Below are 19,704 nucleotides of genomic sequence, written 5' to 3'. Positions count from 1 at the left end.
AATAAAGCTAGCATGCAATTCAAAGATCCACTTTTCAATATTTCGCAAATAGTATACAGATATTGATAATTAAATGTGGTACTGACAATTTAAATATTTGTCTGGATTTTTTAGAATTTAATCCGGATATTTAAGGATTAACCACGCAAACACTTAAACAAGGATCATCATGTTTAAAAAACTCTCTACGATTATGACTATCATTACCGGCAGTCTGATTGTTACCTCAGCCTGTAACAACCAGTCCTCAGAGCAAAAGACCAGTGCAGATTCCACCGTTGTGCCCGCACCTGTGCATTATGGCGACCTGGGCGGCCAGGAAGTTTTGCAATATACCCTCACAAACGACAGCGGCATGGTAGTAAAGGTTCTGAATTACGGGGGCGTTATCACAGACATTCTTGTAAAAGATAAAAATGGAGAACCGGGGAATGTGGTGCTTTCTTACGATTCGCTCGCAGGATATGTACAAACAGGCAACCCTTATTTCGGTACCCTGGTGGGCCGTTATGCCAACCGCATTGCCAATGCAAGCTTTAAAATAGATAGTAACGAATATAAACTGGCTGCCAATAATAACGGTAACAGCCTGCACGGTGGCCTGAAAGGTTTTGATAAAGTGATCTGGAAAGTGACACCTTTACCCGGAGATAGCAGCCTCCTGCTGGAATATACCAGTGCGGACGGCGAAGAAGGTTATCCTGGTGCCCTGGATGCCAAAGTGATCTATACCCTCACGGCAGACAATGCCCTGAAGCTGGAATACGTGGCTACCACCAGTAAACCAACACCGGTGAACCTCACACAGCATACTTACTTTAACTTATCTGCCGGCAAGGATTCTACGATCCTGGACCATGTGCTGCAACTCAATGCGCCCAGCTATACACCGGTAAATGATAAGCTGATCCCAACAGGTAAAATAGAGCCGGTAAAAGGCACACCAATGGACTTCACCGCGCCTACCCGTATTGGTGAACATATTGCAGAAGTGAAAGGCGGATACGACCATAACTGGGTATTTGATAAATCAGGTTTTGCCGTGATCGGTACCCTGTATCATCCTGGCAGCGGAAGACTGATGACCATCTCTACTTCAGAGCCCGGCATTCAGTTCTACACCGGTAACTTCCTGGATGGCAGCTTACAGCATACCCGTAACGGAGCCAAATATGGCAAGAACGCAGGGCTTTGCCTGGAAGCACAGCACTATCCTGATTCTCCGAACCAGCCTTCTTTCCCTAACGTGATCCTGAAACCAGGCGAGCGTTATACACAAACTACGGTTTACCAGTTCGGGACGAAGTAACAAGATAATAAACAGGGATCCCTGCAAGTGCAATGAGCAATCCGGGCCAGGTAAAACCGGGTTTGTAAATGATCAGCAGGATACAGAAACTCAGGCCCATCACAATATAAATGATGGGTAGTACCGGGTAGCCGAATGCTTTATACGGGCGTTCGGCATTCGGTCTTTTTTTGCGCAGGATAAAAATGCCTGCAATGGTAAGCATATAGAAACCCACTACTACAAAAGAGATCATATCCAATAACTGGCCATATTTACCGCTGATACTCCAGGCACAGGCAACAATACACTGGATCCACAAAGCAAATTCAGGAACGGCTGCCTGGTTGAGTTTCCCCGCCCTGCGGAAGAACAAACCATCATTGGCCATGGTATAATATACCCTGGCACCCGCCAGTATCAGGCCATTGTTGCAGCCAAAAGTAGAGATCATGATCATGGCCGCGATCAATACAGTTCCTGCTTTGCCGAACATCACATGCGAAGCTGCTACGGCCACCCTGTCTTTCTCCGCAAAAGCAATTTCCTGTAAAGGCAATACCGCGATGTAAGTAATGTTAGCGAGGATATACAGGAAGGTAACTATCAGTGTACCCAGGAATAAGCTGAGGCCAATGTTGCGCTGCGGGTTCTTTACTTCTCCTGCAATGAAAGCGATATTGTTCCAGGAATCGCTGCTGAAAATGGAACCTACCATAGCTGCTGCAATAGCACCTAATGCTGCGATGATGGTGTAAGATCCGGTGGTGGTGATGGAATGCAGGTGCCAGGGATTTTCCCAGTTGGCAGCCCATACATCCGGTTTTAATAACACCAGGCCACAAATGATCAGGGCAGCCAGGCTGAATAGTTTGATAAGGGTTAAAGTGGTCTGCACCAGTTTGCCGCTTTTGATACCCCTGGTATTAATAAAGGTCAACAGGAAGATCACGGCGATAGATAATAACTGCGCCCGGGAAATGTTCTTCCACACAAGAATGTCTTCGCTGAAATAAGGAATAATATAAGCCGTGAATTTAGCAAAGGCAACACCTACTGCCGCAATGGTAGCGGTTTGTACCACCGTAAAGAAACTCCATCCATACACAAAACCCGTTAGCGGATTGTAGGCTTCTTTCAGGTATACATACTGGCCGCCTGCTTTGGGGAACATGGCACTCAGTTCTCCATAACTCAATGCCGCCGTGAGGGTCATAAAGCCGGTGATAAGCCATACCAGCAAAAGCCAGCCGGAACTTCCGGTGAGCCGGGTAATGTCTGCACTTACAATAAAAATACCGGAGCCGATCATGCTGCCTGCTACTACCATGGTAGCGTCTAAGAGGCTGAGGGAGGGTTTAAAGTTATTCATTAAAGTAAAGCTAACCAGCAGGAGAGGAGAACACTTTGTAATTATTAACCGTTTCTGCTCAAAATTGAAAGGATAAAATCAGTACACTTATGGTTAAAATGCGTAAATCAATTCCTGTAAAATGTGCCCACTTTACAGGAGATTAAAACAGTTATATGCTGAAGCATAAGTTCTTCTGTATCATGCTGCTGCTGATCCGGACCAGTTCCCTCAGCGCGCAACAACTCCCTTACCACCCGGATGAGGAGGAAATGACAGGCCGGTATAAACATGCCCGCCTATTGGATAGCATCAGCCGGAACACTGTATTCAAAAGTACGGTGAGAGCTAACTGGTCTGTAGATGGCCGGAGTTTCTGGTATGTGAACACCCTCAAGGATTCAGTAAAGGAATACATCCTCGCAGATGCAGCCACGGGTAAAAAACGCCCTGCATTTGATCATGCAAAACTGGCTGCTGCCCTGGAACAGGACCCACTGCGTTTGAATATCACCCGGATGGATATCGGTACCAAAACGGCCATGCTGGAAGTAAAAGGGAAATACTGGGAGTGTGATCTGAATACCTATCAGCTCACAAAGAAAGATAGTTTCCCTCAACGTGTATACCCGGATAGAGTATTCCGCCGCAGCCGCTGGCAAAGTTTTTCCACAAAAAGTGAATCGCCGGATAAGAAGTGGCATGCCTTCATCAAAGAAGGGAATGTATTCATCCGTAACGCAGCAACTAAAGACACCATACAATATACCACCAATGGCACTAAAGAAAAACCTTATGCAGAGTTGGCCTGGTCCCCGGATAGCAAATATCTGGTAGGTTATCTTACCAATCCTGCACTGGATACCCTGGTATATTATGTACTCACCAGTGTATCAGGTACTAAACGCGGACAATTACGCTCGCAGAATTACAAACAACCCGGCGATCCTTTCACTACTTATGAGATGCACCTGTTCCCCATTGGGCAACGCAGTGGCATAAAAGTAAACACAGAACTGCTGGACTTTTTTGAAGCCCCTGTATTACATTGGCGCAAGGATGATCCAAGGTATTTCAGCTATGAGAAAGTAGACCGAGGGCATCAGCGTTTCAGGATCATTGAAGTGGATGCACAATCTGGGACCACACGTACATTGCTGGATGAAAAAGCCAAAACCTTTATTTATGAATCGCGCATCTTCACGGAGTATCTACCTGCTACAAATGAAATAGTATGGTCCTCTGAAAAGGATGGCTGGCGGCATTTGTATTTGATAGATGGCCTCAGCGGCAATATTAAAAATACAATTACGCAGGGAGAATGGGTAGTGCGTAACATTGATAGTGTGGATGAAAAGAAGAGAGAAATATGGTTCAGGGCCAGTGGCATGCACGCAGGTGAAGACCCTTATTTTATCCATTACTACCGCATTGGATTTGATGGTAAAAACCTGGTACAGATGACACCGGAAAAAGGGCAGCATGTGATCGCGCTTTCTAATGATAAGAAATATTATCTCGATACCTATTCACAGGTGAATATGCCGCCTGTTACAGAACTGCGGCTGACCAGTAACGGTAAGAAAATAGCGGAGATAGAACGCGCAGATGCTACGGAATTTTTCAAAACAGGCATACCGCCGGTAGAGCCTTTTGTAGCAAAGGGAAGGGATGGGGTTACAGACATCTGGGGCATTGTTTGCAGGCCTTCTAAATTTGACCCTGCCAAAAAATATCCCATCATTGAAAATATCTACGCCGGTCCGCATGATGCTTTTGTGCCTAAAACTTTCATGGGAACTTTCGGGGAAATGCAAAGCATGGCAGAACTCGGTTTCATTGTAGTGCAGATAGATGGTATGGGCACAGCCAACCGTTCAAAAGCCTTTCATGATGTTTGCTGGAAGAATATTGCAGATGCCGGTTTCCCTGACAGGATCTTATGGATGAAAGCCCTCGGCACGAAATACCCCTATGCAGATACAAACCGCGTGGGCCTGTATGGAACCTCCGCAGGCGGCCAGAATGCATTGGCGGCTTTACTGTTCCATCCTGAGTTTTATAAAGCGGCCGTTTCTTCCTGCGGCTGCCATGATAACCGGGTGGATAAGCAATGGTGGAACGAACAGTGGATGGGGTATCCTGTTGGCAAACATTACGATGAGCAGAGCAACATCACCAACGTGGATAAATTACAGGGCAAGTTGCTGCTGATCGTGGGAGAAGCAGATACCAATGTGCCACCGGAATCTACCTACCGCGTAGCGGATGCACTGATCAAATGTAATAAGGAGTTTGAGTTCTTACCGATCCCGGGAATGGGGCATAGTGATGGAGGCCCTTATGGCAGGTTGCGGAAGCGGAATTTCTTTGTGCGGCACCTGTTAGGCGTGGAAACGCCTTTGGTGATAAAGTAACAGGAGATTTGTTAAAGAGTGTTAAAACATTGATGCACGAATACTGATCTGCACGTACATTTACGGCATGTATAAACGGATCTGGTGGATCATATTGCCTACTGTACTCACTGTGCTGGCATTCCAGACGTACTGGCTGATGGCTACCTACAGGGAGCAGCGGAAGGCTTTTTACAACCAGGCGAAGGATGTATTGCAGTATACATATGACCAGGCTTTTATGGAAAGCCTGGTAACCCTGCAGATGAAACAGCTGCATTCCTCCCCCAAAGATATAGACAGCGCCATCAGGGATGTAATGGAGGACAATGAAATTACCTTCAGCAGCACTATTATAGCCTCTGATACCATGAACTTACGTGAATCCACTTTGAAAGATGCCCGTACCACTACCATGTCGCGCGAGAACCTGCAGCCATTTCTTTCCGGCATATTGTCCAACACCCCGGGGCTGCGGCCGGATAGTCAAAAAGTGTTAAAAGCCTACAGAAAAGAATTGGCTACACGAGGTATTGCCGTAGGAGTTCAATTATCTTATGCAAAAAAGACGGATACTACCGGATATCACATTAGTATACCCTTGTCTGTATCAGAGCCGGATAACCAGCTTCATGCCCGTTTTTCCGGTGTGGGAAATTATCTCATGAAGAAGATGAGCGGACCGGTGATCATCTCCCTTGTCTTATTGCTGATCGTTGCAGGCTGTATATGGGCATTGTGGCGTATCATTATGCGGCAGAAAGCACTGGAAGCCATGCGCAGTGATTTCATCAGTAATATCACGCATGAACTGAAAACACCCGTAGCCATTCTGAGCACCATTAATGAATCGCTGCTGACCTATAACGGGATGGATGATAAAACCAAAACGGAAAGATACCTGCGCTTATCTAAAGACGAACTGAATAAATTACAGGGGCATATAGAAGAAATCCTCAACCTGTCTAAAATGGAGAACGGTACCGCGTTGGCTGAAAGTAACGAAGTACTGTTGCCGGAGGTGCTCAATATGGTGCAGCAACGTTACATTCACCTGCCCGGCGTTTATATCACCACAGTGATGGAAGTAACGGAAACCGTAGTGCATACGCACCGGGAATCATTGTTTACGATCCTGAACAACCTGGTGGATAATTCCATTAAATATGCAGACAAGCCGGAGAAACGGATAGAACTGCGCGTAAAGCAGCAGGATACCAGCTACCTTTTTAGCGTAACAGATAATGGTATTGGCATCAGTAAAGAACACCTTCCTTTTATCTTCGATAAATTTTACCGTGTGCCGCAAGGGAACCTGCACGATGTGAAAGGTTATGGCCTTGGGCTCAGTTATGTGAAGGAATTAGTGAACAGGCTGGGTGGCAGTATTAAAGTATCCAGCACGCCCGGCAGCGGAAGTTTGTTCACCTTTAAAATACCCGGAACATGAGTAAGATCAGGCTGTTATTGGTAGAAGATGAGCAGGTGCTGGCCAGCGTGATCAGGGAAACGCTGGAATTAAACGGCTTTGAAGTATGCTGTGCCGCCAATGGCAAAGAGGGCTGGGAAATGTTCCGTTCCTTTTCCCCGGAGGTTTGCGTAGTAGATGTGATGATGCCCAAAAAGGATGGCATCACCCTGGTAGAAGAGATCAGGATGACGGATGAAGAAATTCCCATTGTATTCCTCACCGCCAAAACCACTACCGCCGATGTGCTCCGCGGATTGAGTGTGGGCGCGGATGATTATATTAAAAAGCCCTTTAGCATCGAAGAATTATTACTGCGTGTACAGGGCCTGTTGCGGCGTTCGAAATTAAAAACAAAGAAAGCAGCCGGTAATGGTATTTACCAGATCGGTGCTTATGTGTTCGACAGCCACCGCCAGGAGTTAAACTTTAAAGGAGAAGTACGGCGGCTCTCACAACGGGAAACGGATATCTTAAAAATGCTGGCGGATCACCTGAATGCAATAACTCCCCGGAAAGCCATGTTACTCAATGTCTGGGGAGATGATGGTTTCTTTAATGCCCGTAACATGGACGTTTACATCACCCGCATCCGTAAATACCTGCAACAGGATGCTTCTATACAGATCATCAATGTTCGCAGCGTAGGGTTTAAATTGATCGCCTAGCAAAGCTTTAACATTCATTAACACTACATACATACCCGTTAACCCATTCCGCATATCCGCTGAAATAGCTTTGCGGTATGAAACAATTATTCATATGCCTGCTTTTCTCTTTACCACTGCAAGCCCAGGTGGTAGCAGACAGTACTTCCCGTAAACCACTATCCGGTGCTTCTGTTTTGATCACCGGTACAAAGGATACCTCCATCATCACCGGCAACGATGGACATTTTAGAGTAACAGGTCTCCCCCAGGGAGATTACGGTATTACACTTTCCTATCTGGGTTATCCCACGCATCGCACCCGTTTCAGTATACCGGGAGGATTGCCGGATACATTGTTCCTTTCCGCAAGAGGAAGAGACCTCAAAGAAGTGGTAGTGATCAACGATGCCCCCGCCATCAGTATGAAAGGAGATACTATTGAATACAATGCAGATAAGTTCAAAACAAAAGAAAATGCTGTAGTAGAAGACCTCCTGCAGAAACTCCCGGGCATACGGGTAGACCGGGATGGCAGTATCAAAGCACAAGGCCATGCCGTACAACAGGTATTGGTAGATGGCAAGGAATTCTTTGGTAACGACCCTACAGTGGCCACTAAAAACCTTCCGGCAGACATGATCTCAAAAGTGCAGGTGCTGGATAAGCAAAGTGAGATGGCTGAATTTACTGGCATTGCAGATGGGAACAAAAAGAAAGTGATCAACCTCGTTACAAAGAAAGACCGTAAAAGAGGATTGTTCGGAAATGTAAGCGGAAGCCTGGGTAATAATGATCGTTATGAAGCCGGTACTAACATTAATAGCTTCAGTGGAGAACGCCAGCTTTCCCTGCTGGCCAAAACAAACAACGTGAACCGGTCCGGCTTTACAGGAGGAGAACTGTTACAGATGATGATGAAAGATCCCGGAATGGCAGATAACCTGCCACCCTTTGTATATGCAGAACTGATGAAAATGAAAGGCGTAAAAGTGAGTGTAGGCGGAGGAGATGTTTCCAGCCTGTTAAGGCCTGCCGGTTATACGGATATCCGCTACGGAGGTTTCAATTTCAATAACGACTGGGATAAGCTGAAATGGCGTAGCAGCTATTTTCACAACGGCTCAGATAGCAGGAATACCTTTGCCCGCGACCGCCAGAACTTCCTGGCAGATACTTCTTACATATACCAGCAGGAAGGTACAACCCGTAACAGGAATGAAGAACACCGGCTGGAGATGTCTGCGGAGATCACACTAAATGATAAAAACACGCTTAATATAACCCCCAGGCTAAACAGCGGTTCCTATACTAACAGCCAAAGCGAGCAATACCGTTCCTTCTCAATAGACAGGAAAACACTGCTGAATGAAGGTACGCAGGCCACCAGCTCTGCAAGCACCAATGATCACGCAGGTGCGAATATTCTTTTGATGCACAGGTTTGCTAAGAAAGGGCGAACCATGGCCATATCACTTTCCCCTGACTACTACAGGAACAGGTTTTCATCACTGAACCATACCCGTAGCCGTTATTACAATATACCACGCACAGAAGAACTGGACCAGGAAACAAACAGTACATCCACCAGTGGCAGCTTTTCAGGAAGCATCAATTACACAGAGCCACTCAGTAAAATACTCAGCCTGCAACTTACAGAAGAGGCCTATTACAACACATCTGCTACGGACAAGATCGTAAAAGACATACATACAAAAGTAATAGACGAGCGGTTCAGTGATAATTACAGCACAGCATCATTCAGGAACAGGGCAGACGTTCTTTTATCTGCCCGGTATAAAAAGCTGGAGTTCTCTGCGGGTACTGCATTTGAGCAGCATAAACTGGATGGGCTTTCCAGCAGAAAGGGTTATGAGGTGGAAAAAGATTTTACCGCCTTACTGCCACATCTCTATTTGCAATACCGCTTTTCAAACCTCCGCAAATTAGAGCTGAATTATAATACTTCCGCAAGTATGCCGGGTATGGAACAGTTGCAGCCGCTGGAAGATAATTCTGTAGCCATGGTTACGCGTAAAGGAAATCCTGATCTGCAACAGTCATCTGATCACCGTGTATCTCTTTCTTTCAGCAATAGCAGCAAAGACCAGCAACGTTCACAATACCTCCGCATGCAATATAACCTCGGAAGGCAGAAGATTGTAAACCAGGTGAGGTTTGATGCCACCACCGGAAGGCAATTGATTTCTCCCATCAATGTAAACGGGAATTATGATGCCGGTATGGATGCCGGTTTCTCTTTCCCGGCGGGGCAAAGCGGTTCTTATATCAATTTTGGAGCAGGTGTTTTTTATACAAAAAATACCGGGTATACCAATGGACAGCCTAACTATGCTACCAATTGGGCATTCAGGCCGGAAGCCGGGTATTCCGCTTATTTCGGTAAAAACATCAGCCTGCAGCTGAAAGGGAATGCCGGTTATAACAACCGCCGTTTTGATCAGCGTAAAGAACAATCCTGGTCCTTCAACTATAACATCAGCCCTATGTTCACCCTGCCCGCCAGTATGGTACTGGAGCTGGAATGGGATGGCTATGCAAATACCGGTCTGGCTGCAGGTTACAATACCAGCGTGTATCTGCTGCATGTATCCTTAACAAAGCAATTGGGAAAGAACTTCTCCCTGAGGCTGGATGGCCGCGATCTCCTTAACCAGAACAAAAGCATTCAGCGTACTTCCGGAAACGGCTACCTGGAAGATGTGCGGAACAATATGCTGGGCCGTTATGGCATGCTCGGCATCATTTATAAACTGAAATTTTTTCCAAAACCAAAAGCATAACATGAAACATTTATCAGCACTTGTAATTTTTGTCATGTCCTGTTTGCCACTGATGGCACAGGATAACACACAGGGGAAGATCAATTATAAGATCCGTGTGAACGTGCATGCCAGCCTCAAGCCGGATCAGCTGCAATACAAAGATATTATCCCTGAATTTATGGAACAGGAAGCTGTTTTCCTTTTCAAAGGCCGGCACGGGTTGGTGAAAAGCAGTGAGGGAGGAATGGAGCAGGAAGAAGGAGATGTAAACGTGCAGATAAAGATGGGGAATGAAAATGGTGTCACATATGTGGATATGGATGCAAAGAAAAACTTCCAGCTCGTAAAAGTAGGGGATAAGGAATACCTGCTTTCCGGGAAAGGTAATGATGGTGGTGATAATAATAATGTGAAGCTTGATCTTAAGGGAAAGGAAGTAGAAACAGGAGAAACCCGCAAGATCCTGGGCTACGATTGTAAAAAGGTGATCACCGGATCAGGTAAGGATAAGGCTGTTTACTGGTATACCACGGCACTTCCCATCCTGGGAGGAGCATTAGGCTTCATGACTGAAAAAGGCCTGGTGCTGGAAATGGAAAGCCAGGTCTTCTCCTTCAAAGCCACATCCGTGCAATTCCAGCAAGTGGCCGATGCAGATGTATTACCGCCTAAAGGTTTGAAAACGATCAGCAACATGAAGGAGGCAAAATAAACAACCAGGGCGGTCTTTAAAAAGAGATCGCCCTGGTTATTACAACAGTAACGGCTACATATTTCAAAAAATAATCCCTACCTTACTTTTCAGAAAGCTGCCATTCAGGAATGCCGCAAAACGTTATACCAAGCCCGGCTGACCACACAGTTTGGGAAAAATTCAAACATGGAGATCGGGAGGCTTTTGCACTATTGTATCGCACGCATATCCATATGCTTATTGCCTATGGGATGCGGATTGCCAGTGAACAAAATGTGGTGAAGGATGCTATCCAGGATCTGTTTATGGAATTATGGCGCTCGAAAGAGCAGCTCCAACCCCCGCGTTCCATAGAGGCCTACCTGCTCAAAGCACTCCGTTACAAACTCATGCGCAATGCCAAAGTGCAGCAACGTTACCAGTCAGAGGTGCCGGACGCGCCGGACACCCTTAATATAGAATCCAGCATTTTACTCCGGGAAACAGAAAATCTGCAGAAAGAACAGATCCAAAGGGCTATTTCCCAATTACCCCAGCGCCAGCAGGAAGTGATCAACCTCCGTTTTTTCCAGGGATGCAGTACAGAAGACGTGGCCAGCATCATGGGCCTTAATTACCAATCAGCCACCAATCTGCTTCACAGGGCGGTTTTACACCTCCGGAAATTCCTTAGTTCCGGGGTTCTTCTTTTTTTCTTAAAAATAATCTGATCCCACTGAGTATCCGGGGCAGGTGTTGTACACTACTTATTAAAGCGCTTAAACTTTTCGTATGTCGTATTCACAACAGGACCTGGAAGCATTGCTGCAGAATGACGAATTTATCAGCTGGGTATTAAGCCCCCGGCCGGAGGACAACGCGCACTGGCAGAACTGGGTGCAACAGCATCCTGACAGGGAGGCGATGGTGAAAATGATCCGCAGCATACGGGAAGCAGAAAAAGAAGCTGCAAACAGTCATGATCTGGCAGACCAGATCTGGCATGATCTGCAAAGCCAGCTGGAAACGCCGGTGCGCCGGATGAACTGGCGCCGTTATGTTGCTGCAGCTGTTGTAATATTATTATTAGGCACAGGAGGATTATGGTTTGCCTTATCTGGCACTAAAACAACAGAAAAAAGTGGCCTGGTAGTACAAAAGATCAACAAACATGAATTAACCGCCCGGAATACCAGTTCCGGTTTGCAGACACTCTTCCTGCTGGATGGCACCCGTATTACTTTAAGTCCTAACAGTACTTTACACTATTCCCGCCTCATGTCTGGCGATAAAAGAGAAGTATCCCTGGAAGGAGAGGCCTTTTTTGAAGTAGCCCGCGATGCTAACCGCCCCTTTTACGTATATAGTGGTAACATCATTACCAAAGTATTGGGTACCAGCTTCCGCGTGAAAGGAAATGAGCAGATAGTGGTGGCCGTAAGATCAGGAAAGGTAGCCGTTTCCCGCAAGGAAAGTACAACAGAGCAATTTATCCTGTTACCGAATGAACAGGTTATTTTTAATGCGAAACAGAACACTTTACAGAAGCTGAATGTTACTGATGTAGCCATATTGGCCAACCCCGTACCGGCACCTGCCGTATTAAACTATGATGAAGCACCTGTGGGCGATGTACTGGACAGCCTGGCAAAGATGTATGCGATAGATATACAATACAACCATTCCCTCTTCGCCAAATGCCGGGTAACGGTGGCGCTGGACCAGGAATCCCTTTACGAGAAACTAACGGTATTGTGTAAGGTTGTGGGCGCTAATTATGAAATAATAGATGAAGCTATAAATATAACAGGACAGGGATGTAATTAATACCATTCCGTTCTGCGAATAACAGTGAACAATTTAATGTCAACCAAAATAATATGCGTATGAATACCTTCCCATTCACTATGCGGGTAGCGCTATTGAAGTTATTTTTATTCGTAACCCTTGTTAGCCCGGCCTTTGCTGCGCAGGGGGTGCTGGATAAAAAGATCACGCTCAATATCTCCAACAAAGGACTCAAAAATGTGTTGGCTAAAATTGAGGAAGCCGCTGCCGTTAAATTCGCTTATGCCACCCAAACGATCCCACTGAATACCAAAGTCAGCGTGGATGCACAGAACGAACGGCTTGGCGATGTGCTCACAGAATTATTATCTCCTTACAAAGTAACCTACGAAGTGGTAGGCAACCAGATCATCATTTCAAAAAATGGTGTGAAGATGGTACTGGCCGGTGATGCTTTTGCCCCCGCAGCCTTTAAAAAGGTGACCGGTGTTATAAAAGCAGCAGATGGTACTACCATACCCGGTGTAAGCGTTGCCGTGAAAGGTTTGGCAAGAGGCGCTATTTCAGATGCCAATGGTGCTTTTTCCATTGAAGCCAATGAAGGCGCCGTGCTGGTGTTCACAGCTATTGGTTTTGAAACGCAGGAACTGGTAGTAGGTGTTGCCGCTTCTTATGATATTGTATTACAGGAATCTAAAAAAGACCTGGCAGAAGTAGTAGTAACAGCCTTAGGTGTAAGAAAGGAAAAACGCTCGCTGGGTTTTTCCGTAACGGAAGTAAAAGGTACAGAACTGGCAGCTACCAATGAAGTAAACCCGATCAACGCTTTACAGGGTAAAGTAGCTGGGATCAATATCGATCAGGGTTCCGGCGGTTTATTCGGCAACTCCAGGATCCTGATCCGTGGTAACTCTACACTGAGCACGAATAACCAGCCCATCTTTGTAATTGATGGGGTGTTTGTGGATAATGATGCCTTCAACGGACAGGGCAGGGACTTCGGGAACGATCTGAAGAACCTGAACATGGAAGACTTTGAAAGCGTATCTATCCTGAAAGGTTCCGCGGCTGCAGCTTTGTATGGCTCCCGCGCAATCAACGGCGTAGTATTGATCACCACTAAAAAAGGACGGGTGAAAAAAGGATGGGGTGTAAGTGTATCCCAATCCATCAATATACAGGATCCCTATCGCGGCCCTGATTTTCAGAATGAATTTGGCGGAGGTTCCGTAGGTAATTTCTTTACAGATACCCGCGACCCCGGTTATAAAGCCAATGAAGCATGGCAAACAAAAGTATTCCCCACTAATTCTGCCGGTCAGCCTTATATCGATCCGCAAAAGAACCGGGAGCTGGAAAACTGGGGCCCGCGTTTTGCAGGCCAGCAGGTGTTGAACTACGATGGTACCATGACGGAATATAAAGCGGCGCCGAACAATTACCTGGACGCCTTCCAGACCGGCCTGGGATTCCTTACCAGCGTATCGGTGGATGGTGCTACAGATAAATCTTCTTTCCGTTTATCTTATTCCCGCAACGAAGCAGAAGGTATCAACTTCCGCAATAAGCTGAACAAGAATGCTTTCTCGCTGAGAGCTACTCATAACCTTACCAGCTTCCTTACTTTTGATGCAGGTGCAGATTATACTTCCATCAAAGGAGTGAATCCCCCGCAGCTGGGCCTGAATAACTTCATATGGATCTTCCCGCGTAACTATGATACAAAGTACTGGAAACAACGCAGCAAGTATACCAGCTCATTAGGCGGTGTTCCTAAGGTAACGGACCCTGCAGAAACGAATGTAGTGCCTGGTGCAGATTACTGGTTCAGGATCTTCGAAAATACCTATACGCAGGAAGAACAGATGTTCCGTGGCCGCCTCACAATGACGGCTACGATCACTGACTGGCTGAAGTTACAGCTGGAAGGGAACTTCAGTTCACTGGCTGTACGGAATGATGCCAAGGAATTAGGGCAGGGTTATAACTTCACCGGATCTGATAATGGCTCCGGAGGATTTTACAGCCTGGAACATTCCAACAAACGGAGCTATCTCATGAAGTGGATGGCCCTTGTAACCAAACAGCTCACCAAAGACCTTTCGCTGAATGGGTACATCGGAGGTGAACAACAACGGTACACCCAATCGTTCAGCAAATCGCAAACAGACGGTGGGCTGCTGTTCCCCAATAACTACTTTGTGGAGAACTCCCAGAAAGCACCTATTGCTACCGGCGGTTTCAGGCCAAGGAAAACCCTGAATTCCATTTATGCAAGTGCAGACCTTGCCTGGAAAGATCAGTTATTCCTGCAAACCACCTGGCGTGGTGACTGGTCTTCCGCACTCACTTATTCTGATGGCTCAGGTAATAATTTTTTTAATTATCCCGCAGCCAGCTTATCCTGGATCTTCACAGAAACATTCCAGCTGCCTAAGTTCATTTCCTTCGGTAAACTAAGAACAAACATCGCCGCTCTGGGTGGAGATGTGGATCCATTCATCATCAATGCGGGCTTCAAGCTGAGAGGTACTACCACAGCCGGAGGAGGCAATCTTCCTTTGCTCACCTATATGCTGGATGAAAAAGGGCAGTCCTTTGTGGTAGATAAGAACATCAAACCACTCCGCAAGATCGCTAAGGAAGTGGGTATTGACCTGCGTTTCCTGAATGACCGCATTGGCATTGATGCAACCGTATACAGGGATAATACCTATAACCAGGGCATCAGGATCCCTGCCGCACCTGAAACAGGTGTGAACAACCTGCTTATCAATGCAGGTAATATCCAGAACTCGGGTATTGAAATTGCGCTGAATGGTACACCGGTAAAATCCAGGAACTTTGAATGGAATTCTACACTCACTTATTCCCGCAACCGTAATAAAATAATAGAGCTCTATGGCGATCGTGAATACTATGCTTTGGATGATGAGGGTTTAGGTTCCAACGACCAGATACCTTATGCAAAAGTAGGTGGCGCTTATGGAGTGATCAGAACACGCATTCACTCCAAAGCCTACCAGGCAGTAGATGGCACCGGCAAACCCATTGACCATCCCAATAATGGAAAGGTAGTGCTGGACTGGCGTTCTGATGCAAGAGCAGCTTTCCCGAAAAGAAGTAATGTACTGATGGATGTAGGTGATATTAATCCTGATTTCCGCGGCAGCTGGGATAATACTTTCCGCTTTAAGAGCTTCTCCGTGAATGTATTGCTGGATGCTAAAATAGGAGGGGATATGGTCATGCATTCCATGCGTTATGGTACACACACCGGTATCTTCAAAAGCTCCCTGTTCGGAAGGGATAAAGATCATGGCGGTATTTCCTGGACCAGCAAGTATGCGGATGATCTGAATATCTCTTATGATGATGGTATTATTCCGGATGGTGTATTTGACAACGGGCAAACCATTACACAACCGGATGGTTCTTCCGTTAACGTAGGGGGCATGACCTTTAAGGAAGCATATGATAAAGGATATGTACCACCCACACACCTGCCGCAGTTCGCTTACCGTTATGGCTCTTTCTCTACAGCTGTAGGAGATTACTGGGTAGTGGAAAACTCCTGGATCTCTGTTCGTCAGCTGGCCCTTAACTATTCGCTGCCGCAGAATATTGCCGCCAAACTGCATCTGAACAACCTGGGTGTAAGCCTCATTGGCCGCGATCTGTTCTACTTATATAATACCCTGCCGAATAATTTCAACCCGGCCTCCAATAATTCAAACAGGACGAGTGTGAATAAGGAAGAAGGCTTTGTGCCGCCCATGACACGTTCATTCGCATTTACGATACGTGCCGGATTCTAAATTCATCATGAAAAAGAAGCAACATGAAAAAATTACGCATATACATCCTCATAAGTGCAACGGTGCTGCTGGTAAATTCCTGTACAAAGGATTTTGAGAATATCAACACAGATCCCAGCGTAGTAACATCGCCGGATCTTAATGCATTATTTGCTTTGTCCCTGGATAACCTGGAAACCTATCAGGGTACGGAATGGATCTGGGAAAACCTGGAACAGTTGCTGCGCTTTTCACAGCACATGACCACAGATCCTTATGAACTGTCTACGAATGTCAATAGCAGGTATGGTGTATACTACAGCAATATCCTGCCCAATCTCTTTGAGATCAGGAAACAGATTGAACAGAGAGCGGATAAGGCCCGTTACCGCAATATGCGCGCTGCTACTGTTGTAGTACAGGTGCTGCATGGATTGAAAGTAACAGATATGAATGGGTCTATGCCTTATACTGAAGCTATCAAAGGAAGAACAGAACAATTGTATACGCCTGTATATGACGATCAGAAGAAACTTTACGATACATGGCTGAAGGAACTAACGGATGCAGTGGATTCATTATCCGGTACTGCAGCAGGACAGGTGAATTTTGGCAGCTCTGATTTCATTTATAAGAATAACTGGGCCAGCTGGGCCAAACTGGCAAACACCCTCAAACTGCGTATTGCCGTACGTTATGAAAGGCAGGATGCAGCCGCTGCTACAAGGATCTTCAAAGAAGTGATGCAGAATGCTATCGGGCCTATTGATGATGGTTCCCAGTTTGTATACGACAGGCCGGAACATAATCCTATCGGCAATGATATTGATTACCGCAGTCCGCGCTTTGCCACATCATCTATCATGACCTTTCTGAAGCTGACCAATGATCCGCGTTTGCCTATTTATTTTCAACCCAATGATCTCACCGGCTCTTTCAAAGATTCTTTAACGAAGTATGCCAAAACCTTACCGGCCTTCATTAATATCAACGACCCATTAGTTCAATACCAGGGCGGCCCTGCAGACTGGACAACAGACCCTGTGAATGCTGCGTTTTACAAAACGGCATTTGAAGTGAGCCAGTTCACCAAATACCGTTTGTACAGCCCTATCAATAAAAAGTTCTTTGCTCCCCGTTACGGTAATTTCAGAACAGGAAAGATGCTGGACTACATGGTAACCCGTGCAGAAACCTGCTTCTATATTGCAGAGTTCATTCAGAAAGGATATGGTGCCGGTTTTGATACAAAAGGTACCGCAGAGCAATGGTATAACAGGGGCATCGAATCTTCTATCAGAACCATGAATGCCATTGCCGTTGCAGCAGAATCCACTACCGGCCTTACCGGTAATGGTGATGCAGAAGTGCTGGCTTATCAGAACAATGTAAATGTGAAGTTCAATGGTGTAAATAACCTCGAACGTATTTACATCCAGCAGTACCTCAACTTCTACAGATTGGGTAACGAAGCCTTTACATTCTGCAGAAGAACAGGTTATCCAAAGAATACTTCTACCTATTACAAACGTAATACCTGGAATGAACCCATTCCGCGCAGGTATGCCATCAATGAACCGCCATTAGGCACCAATACTAATAACTGGACGAAGAGCCAGCAGGATCAGGGCTTTACACCCGGAGACAGAAGTATTCCTTCTTTAAGTACACAACGTTTATGGTTTGATAAAACAAGTCCGAATTTCGGGGAGGGCAACTAACCCCCGTCCCGGTTGAGAAACAGTAACCTAAGCATAATTCCCCGGCGTCTGGCGGGGAATTTTTTTTAGCAGGGTTTTTGTATTCACTGCTGTATGAACGCTATAAAACATTGGTGGGAAATGTTCAAATGCGCAGGCATCGATTTCATTGATGATAAGATCCTGAAATTAAGTGCCTCCCTTGCTTATTCCACGGTATTTTCCATTGCGCCCATGATCATTGTGGCCCTGTATTGCGGTGATATCTTCCTGGGCAGGGAAGCCATAGAAGGGAAGTTGTATGGAGAGCTCCGGGGGCTTTTAGGGTCCTCTGCCGCCGGGCAGATACAGGAGATCATTAAGAACACAGCCTTGTCAACCGACCTCGGATGGTCTGCCATTATAGGGCTTATTACGCTGATCATCGGAGCCACCGGGGTTTTTACAGAGATCCAGGATTCCATTAACCTGATCTGGCGTTTAAAAGCGAAACCTAAAAAAGGAAAGGGATTGTTGAAAATTGTCCTCACCCGTTTATTGTCTTTCTCTCTTGTGATCAGTCTTGGTTTTGTGATGGTGGTATCACTGGTGATCCATGGTATTATAGAAGTGCTGATGAGCAGGCTGAGTGCGCTGCTGCCTACTGCTATTGTTGTTTATATCGTTAACCTTATCGTTACTTTTATTACTATTACTGCTTTATTTGCCGTGATCTTTAAAGTATTGCCGGATGCAAAAGTGAAATGGCGGCATGTATGGGTAGGGGCCATGACAACAAGCGTTTTATTTATGCTGGGTAAATTCGGTATCGGGCTTTATCTCGGTAACAGCAGTATCGGCAGTACCTATGGCGCAGCAGGTTCTTTGGTGATCTTACTGGTATGGGTATATTATTCCGCAGCCATCCTGTATTTCGGCGCTGCTTTTACCCGCGAGTATGTACAGCATAAAGGAGAAAGGATCTACCCGAATAACTATGCAGTATGGGTGGAACAGGTGGAAGTGGAATCAAAAGGTGTTATCCCCGAAAAAACAACTACATCACCTGTAAACCCAACTTAATATAAGGATTAAAAAGTTCCAGCGAAGGATTATCTGTAACAATGGTATCAATATCTGTGATCTCACATACTTTAAAAGTCTCCCCGGTGCCCATCTTGTCACTGGTAGCCAGCGCTACTACTTTATTTGCTGCCTTTACCATCGCTGATTTTACTTCTGCTTCTTCAAAATCAAGTCCTGTTACACCGGCATCAGGGTGTAAACTGCAAACACCCAGGAAACAGAGGTCTGCCCGCAGGTTTTGAATTGTGCGGATGGTGTTCAGTCCACCGGATGTCTGAGAATCTTTATTCACCCTTCCTCCTGTAAAGATCACCTGCACGCCGGGATGTTCTATCAGCTGTGCTACAATAGGCACACTATTGGTAACAACCGTAAGTTGGAGGTTAGGCGGAAATAATTTCACCAGGGTAAGGGTAGAAGTACCGCCATCGAGGATCACCGTCTGACCATTATGTAATAAGCTCAATGCCTTACGGGCAATGTTCTTCTTATCATCTTCATGATACTGCAATCTTTCTTTAAAAGGATATGGATTGGGGGAGTGGGGGATGGCACCACCTCTCACTTTTATTAAAAGGCCATTTTGCGCCAGGGAATCCAGGTCCCGGCGTACCGTATCTTCAGAAACCTGCAGATCGTTACTTAACTCCGTTTGCAGCACTTTCTGGTCCGTCTGTAACTTCCTGAGAATGAATTCAAGGCGCTCTTCTCTTAACATCTTTTGCTGTTTTATGCAATATTATGT

At 46.0% G+C, this 19,704-nt stretch carries 13 protein-coding genes; 11 read left to right on the top strand and 2 right to left on the bottom strand.

All coding sequences use genetic code 11. The annotated features are described in order from the left end of the window. Positions 1 to 169: 169 nt before the first annotated feature. Positions 170 to 1,309 (top strand): aldose epimerase family protein, encoded by a 1,140-nt coding sequence (locus AAHN97_RS14200; protein ID WP_343302692.1) that lies wholly within the window; start codon positions 170 to 172, stop codon positions 1,307 to 1,309. On the opposite strand, the gene AAHN97_RS14195 is transcribed toward AAHN97_RS14200, so the two are convergent. After that, entirely contained in the window at positions 1,281 to 2,660 is a 1,380-nt protein-coding gene (locus AAHN97_RS14195; protein ID WP_343302691.1) for an APC family permease, read from the bottom strand. The two genes, AAHN97_RS14200 and AAHN97_RS14195, sit on opposite strands and share 29 nt — an antisense overlap. A gap of 155 nt (positions 2,661 to 2,815) precedes the next feature. On the opposite strand from AAHN97_RS14195, the gene AAHN97_RS14190 reads away from it, so the two are divergent. From AAHN97_RS14190 to AAHN97_RS14145, 10 genes are all read left to right on the top strand, one after another. Continuing rightward, complete coding sequence (locus AAHN97_RS14190; RefSeq protein ID WP_343302690.1) at positions 2,816 to 5,056, top strand: S9 family peptidase; 2,241 nt, start codon at positions 2,816 to 2,818, stop codon at positions 5,054 to 5,056. Between the two features lie 67 nt (positions 5,057 to 5,123). Further along, a complete protein-coding gene (locus AAHN97_RS14185; protein ID WP_343302689.1) occupies positions 5,124 to 6,485 on the top strand; it encodes a sensor histidine kinase in 1,362 nt (453 codons plus the stop codon). Next, a complete protein-coding gene (locus tag AAHN97_RS14180) occupies positions 6,482 to 7,171 on the top strand; it encodes a response regulator transcription factor (RefSeq protein WP_343302688.1) in 690 nt (229 codons plus the stop codon). The genes AAHN97_RS14185 and AAHN97_RS14180 overlap by 4 nt, the downstream gene beginning before the upstream one ends. 77 nt (positions 7,172 to 7,248) lie before the next feature. Further along, positions 7,249 to 9,954 (top strand): outer membrane beta-barrel protein, encoded by a 2,706-nt coding sequence (locus AAHN97_RS14175; protein ID WP_343302687.1) that lies wholly within the window; start codon positions 7,249 to 7,251, stop codon positions 9,952 to 9,954. 1 nt (position 9,955) lies between these two features. Further along, the gene (locus AAHN97_RS14170) at positions 9,956 to 10,648 is read left to right on the top strand and encodes a hypothetical protein (RefSeq protein WP_343302686.1); all 693 of its coding nucleotides are present in this window, start codon (positions 9,956 to 9,958) and stop codon (positions 10,646 to 10,648) included. Positions 10,649 to 10,758: 110 nt separating this feature from the next. Continuing rightward, positions 10,759 to 11,340 (top strand): RNA polymerase sigma factor, encoded by a 582-nt coding sequence (locus AAHN97_RS14165; RefSeq protein WP_343302685.1) that lies wholly within the window; start codon positions 10,759 to 10,761, stop codon positions 11,338 to 11,340. A gap of 61 nt (positions 11,341 to 11,401) precedes the next feature. Continuing rightward, positions 11,402 to 12,436 carry a FecR family protein gene (locus AAHN97_RS14160; protein WP_343302684.1) on the top strand — a complete coding sequence of 345 codons (1,035 nt, stop codon included), beginning with the start codon at positions 11,402 to 11,404 and terminating at the stop codon, positions 12,434 to 12,436. A gap of 59 nt (positions 12,437 to 12,495) precedes the next feature. Beyond that, positions 12,496 to 16,215, top strand: a complete 3,720-nt coding sequence (locus tag AAHN97_RS14155; protein WP_343302683.1) for a SusC/RagA family TonB-linked outer membrane protein — start codon at positions 12,496 to 12,498, stop codon at positions 16,213 to 16,215. A gap of 23 nt (positions 16,216 to 16,238) precedes the next feature. Next, the gene (locus AAHN97_RS14150; protein ID WP_343302682.1) at positions 16,239 to 17,915 is read left to right on the top strand and encodes a SusD/RagB family nutrient-binding outer membrane lipoprotein; all 1,677 of its coding nucleotides are present in this window, start codon (positions 16,239 to 16,241) and stop codon (positions 17,913 to 17,915) included. A gap of 93 nt (positions 17,916 to 18,008) precedes the next feature. Next, the gene (locus tag AAHN97_RS14145; protein WP_343302681.1) at positions 18,009 to 18,956 is read left to right on the top strand and encodes a YihY/virulence factor BrkB family protein; all 948 of its coding nucleotides are present in this window, start codon (positions 18,009 to 18,011) and stop codon (positions 18,954 to 18,956) included. Here the strand turns inward: AAHN97_RS14145 and AAHN97_RS14140 are convergent. Further along, a complete protein-coding gene (locus AAHN97_RS14140; RefSeq protein ID WP_343302680.1) occupies positions 18,931 to 19,677 on the bottom strand; it encodes a DeoR/GlpR family DNA-binding transcription regulator in 747 nt (248 codons plus the stop codon). The genes AAHN97_RS14145 and AAHN97_RS14140 overlap by 26 nt on opposite strands. Between the last annotated feature and the right edge of the window lie 27 nt (positions 19,678 to 19,704).

Origin of the sequence: Chitinophaga niabensis (assembly GCF_039545795.1) — a bacterium.
Lineage (GTDB): Bacteria > Bacteroidota > Bacteroidia > Chitinophagales > Chitinophagaceae > Chitinophaga > Chitinophaga niabensis_B.
This window is presented reverse-complemented; position numbering and strand designations above follow the sequence as displayed.

What these genes read in the sequence shown, in the direction of transcription:
- AAHN97_RS14175 (WP_343302687.1), top strand. Translation starts at nt 7,249, where the DNA reads ATGAAACAATTATTCATATGCCTGCTTTTCTCTTTACCACTGCAAGCC.
- AAHN97_RS14185 (WP_343302689.1), top strand. Translation starts at nt 5,124, where the DNA reads ATGTATAAACGGATCTGGTGGATCATATTGCCTACTGTACTCACTGTG.
- AAHN97_RS14155 (WP_343302683.1), top strand. Translation starts at nt 12,496, where the DNA reads ATGAATACCTTCCCATTCACTATGCGGGTAGCGCTATTGAAGTTATTT.
- AAHN97_RS14140 (WP_343302680.1), bottom strand. Translation starts at nt 19,677, where the DNA reads ATGTTAAGAGAAGAGCGCCTTGAATTCATTCTCAGGAAGTTACAGACG.
- AAHN97_RS14150 (WP_343302682.1), top strand. Translation starts at nt 16,239, where the DNA reads ATGAAAAAATTACGCATATACATCCTCATAAGTGCAACGGTGCTGCTG.
- AAHN97_RS14190 (WP_343302690.1), top strand. Translation starts at nt 2,816, where the DNA reads ATGCTGAAGCATAAGTTCTTCTGTATCATGCTGCTGCTGATCCGGACC.
- AAHN97_RS14145 (WP_343302681.1), top strand. Translation starts at nt 18,009, where the DNA reads ATGAACGCTATAAAACATTGGTGGGAAATGTTCAAATGCGCAGGCATC.
- AAHN97_RS14200 (WP_343302692.1), top strand. Translation starts at nt 170, where the DNA reads ATGTTTAAAAAACTCTCTACGATTATGACTATCATTACCGGCAGTCTG.
- AAHN97_RS14160 (WP_343302684.1), top strand. Translation starts at nt 11,402, where the DNA reads ATGTCGTATTCACAACAGGACCTGGAAGCATTGCTGCAGAATGACGAA.
- AAHN97_RS14170 (WP_343302686.1), top strand. Translation starts at nt 9,956, where the DNA reads ATGAAACATTTATCAGCACTTGTAATTTTTGTCATGTCCTGTTTGCCA.
- AAHN97_RS14180 (WP_343302688.1), top strand. Translation starts at nt 6,482, where the DNA reads ATGAGTAAGATCAGGCTGTTATTGGTAGAAGATGAGCAGGTGCTGGCC.
- AAHN97_RS14195 (WP_343302691.1), bottom strand. Translation starts at nt 2,660, where the DNA reads ATGAATAACTTTAAACCCTCCCTCAGCCTCTTAGACGCTACCATGGTA.
- AAHN97_RS14165 (WP_343302685.1), top strand. Translation starts at nt 10,759, where the DNA reads ATGCCGCAAAACGTTATACCAAGCCCGGCTGACCACACAGTTTGGGAA.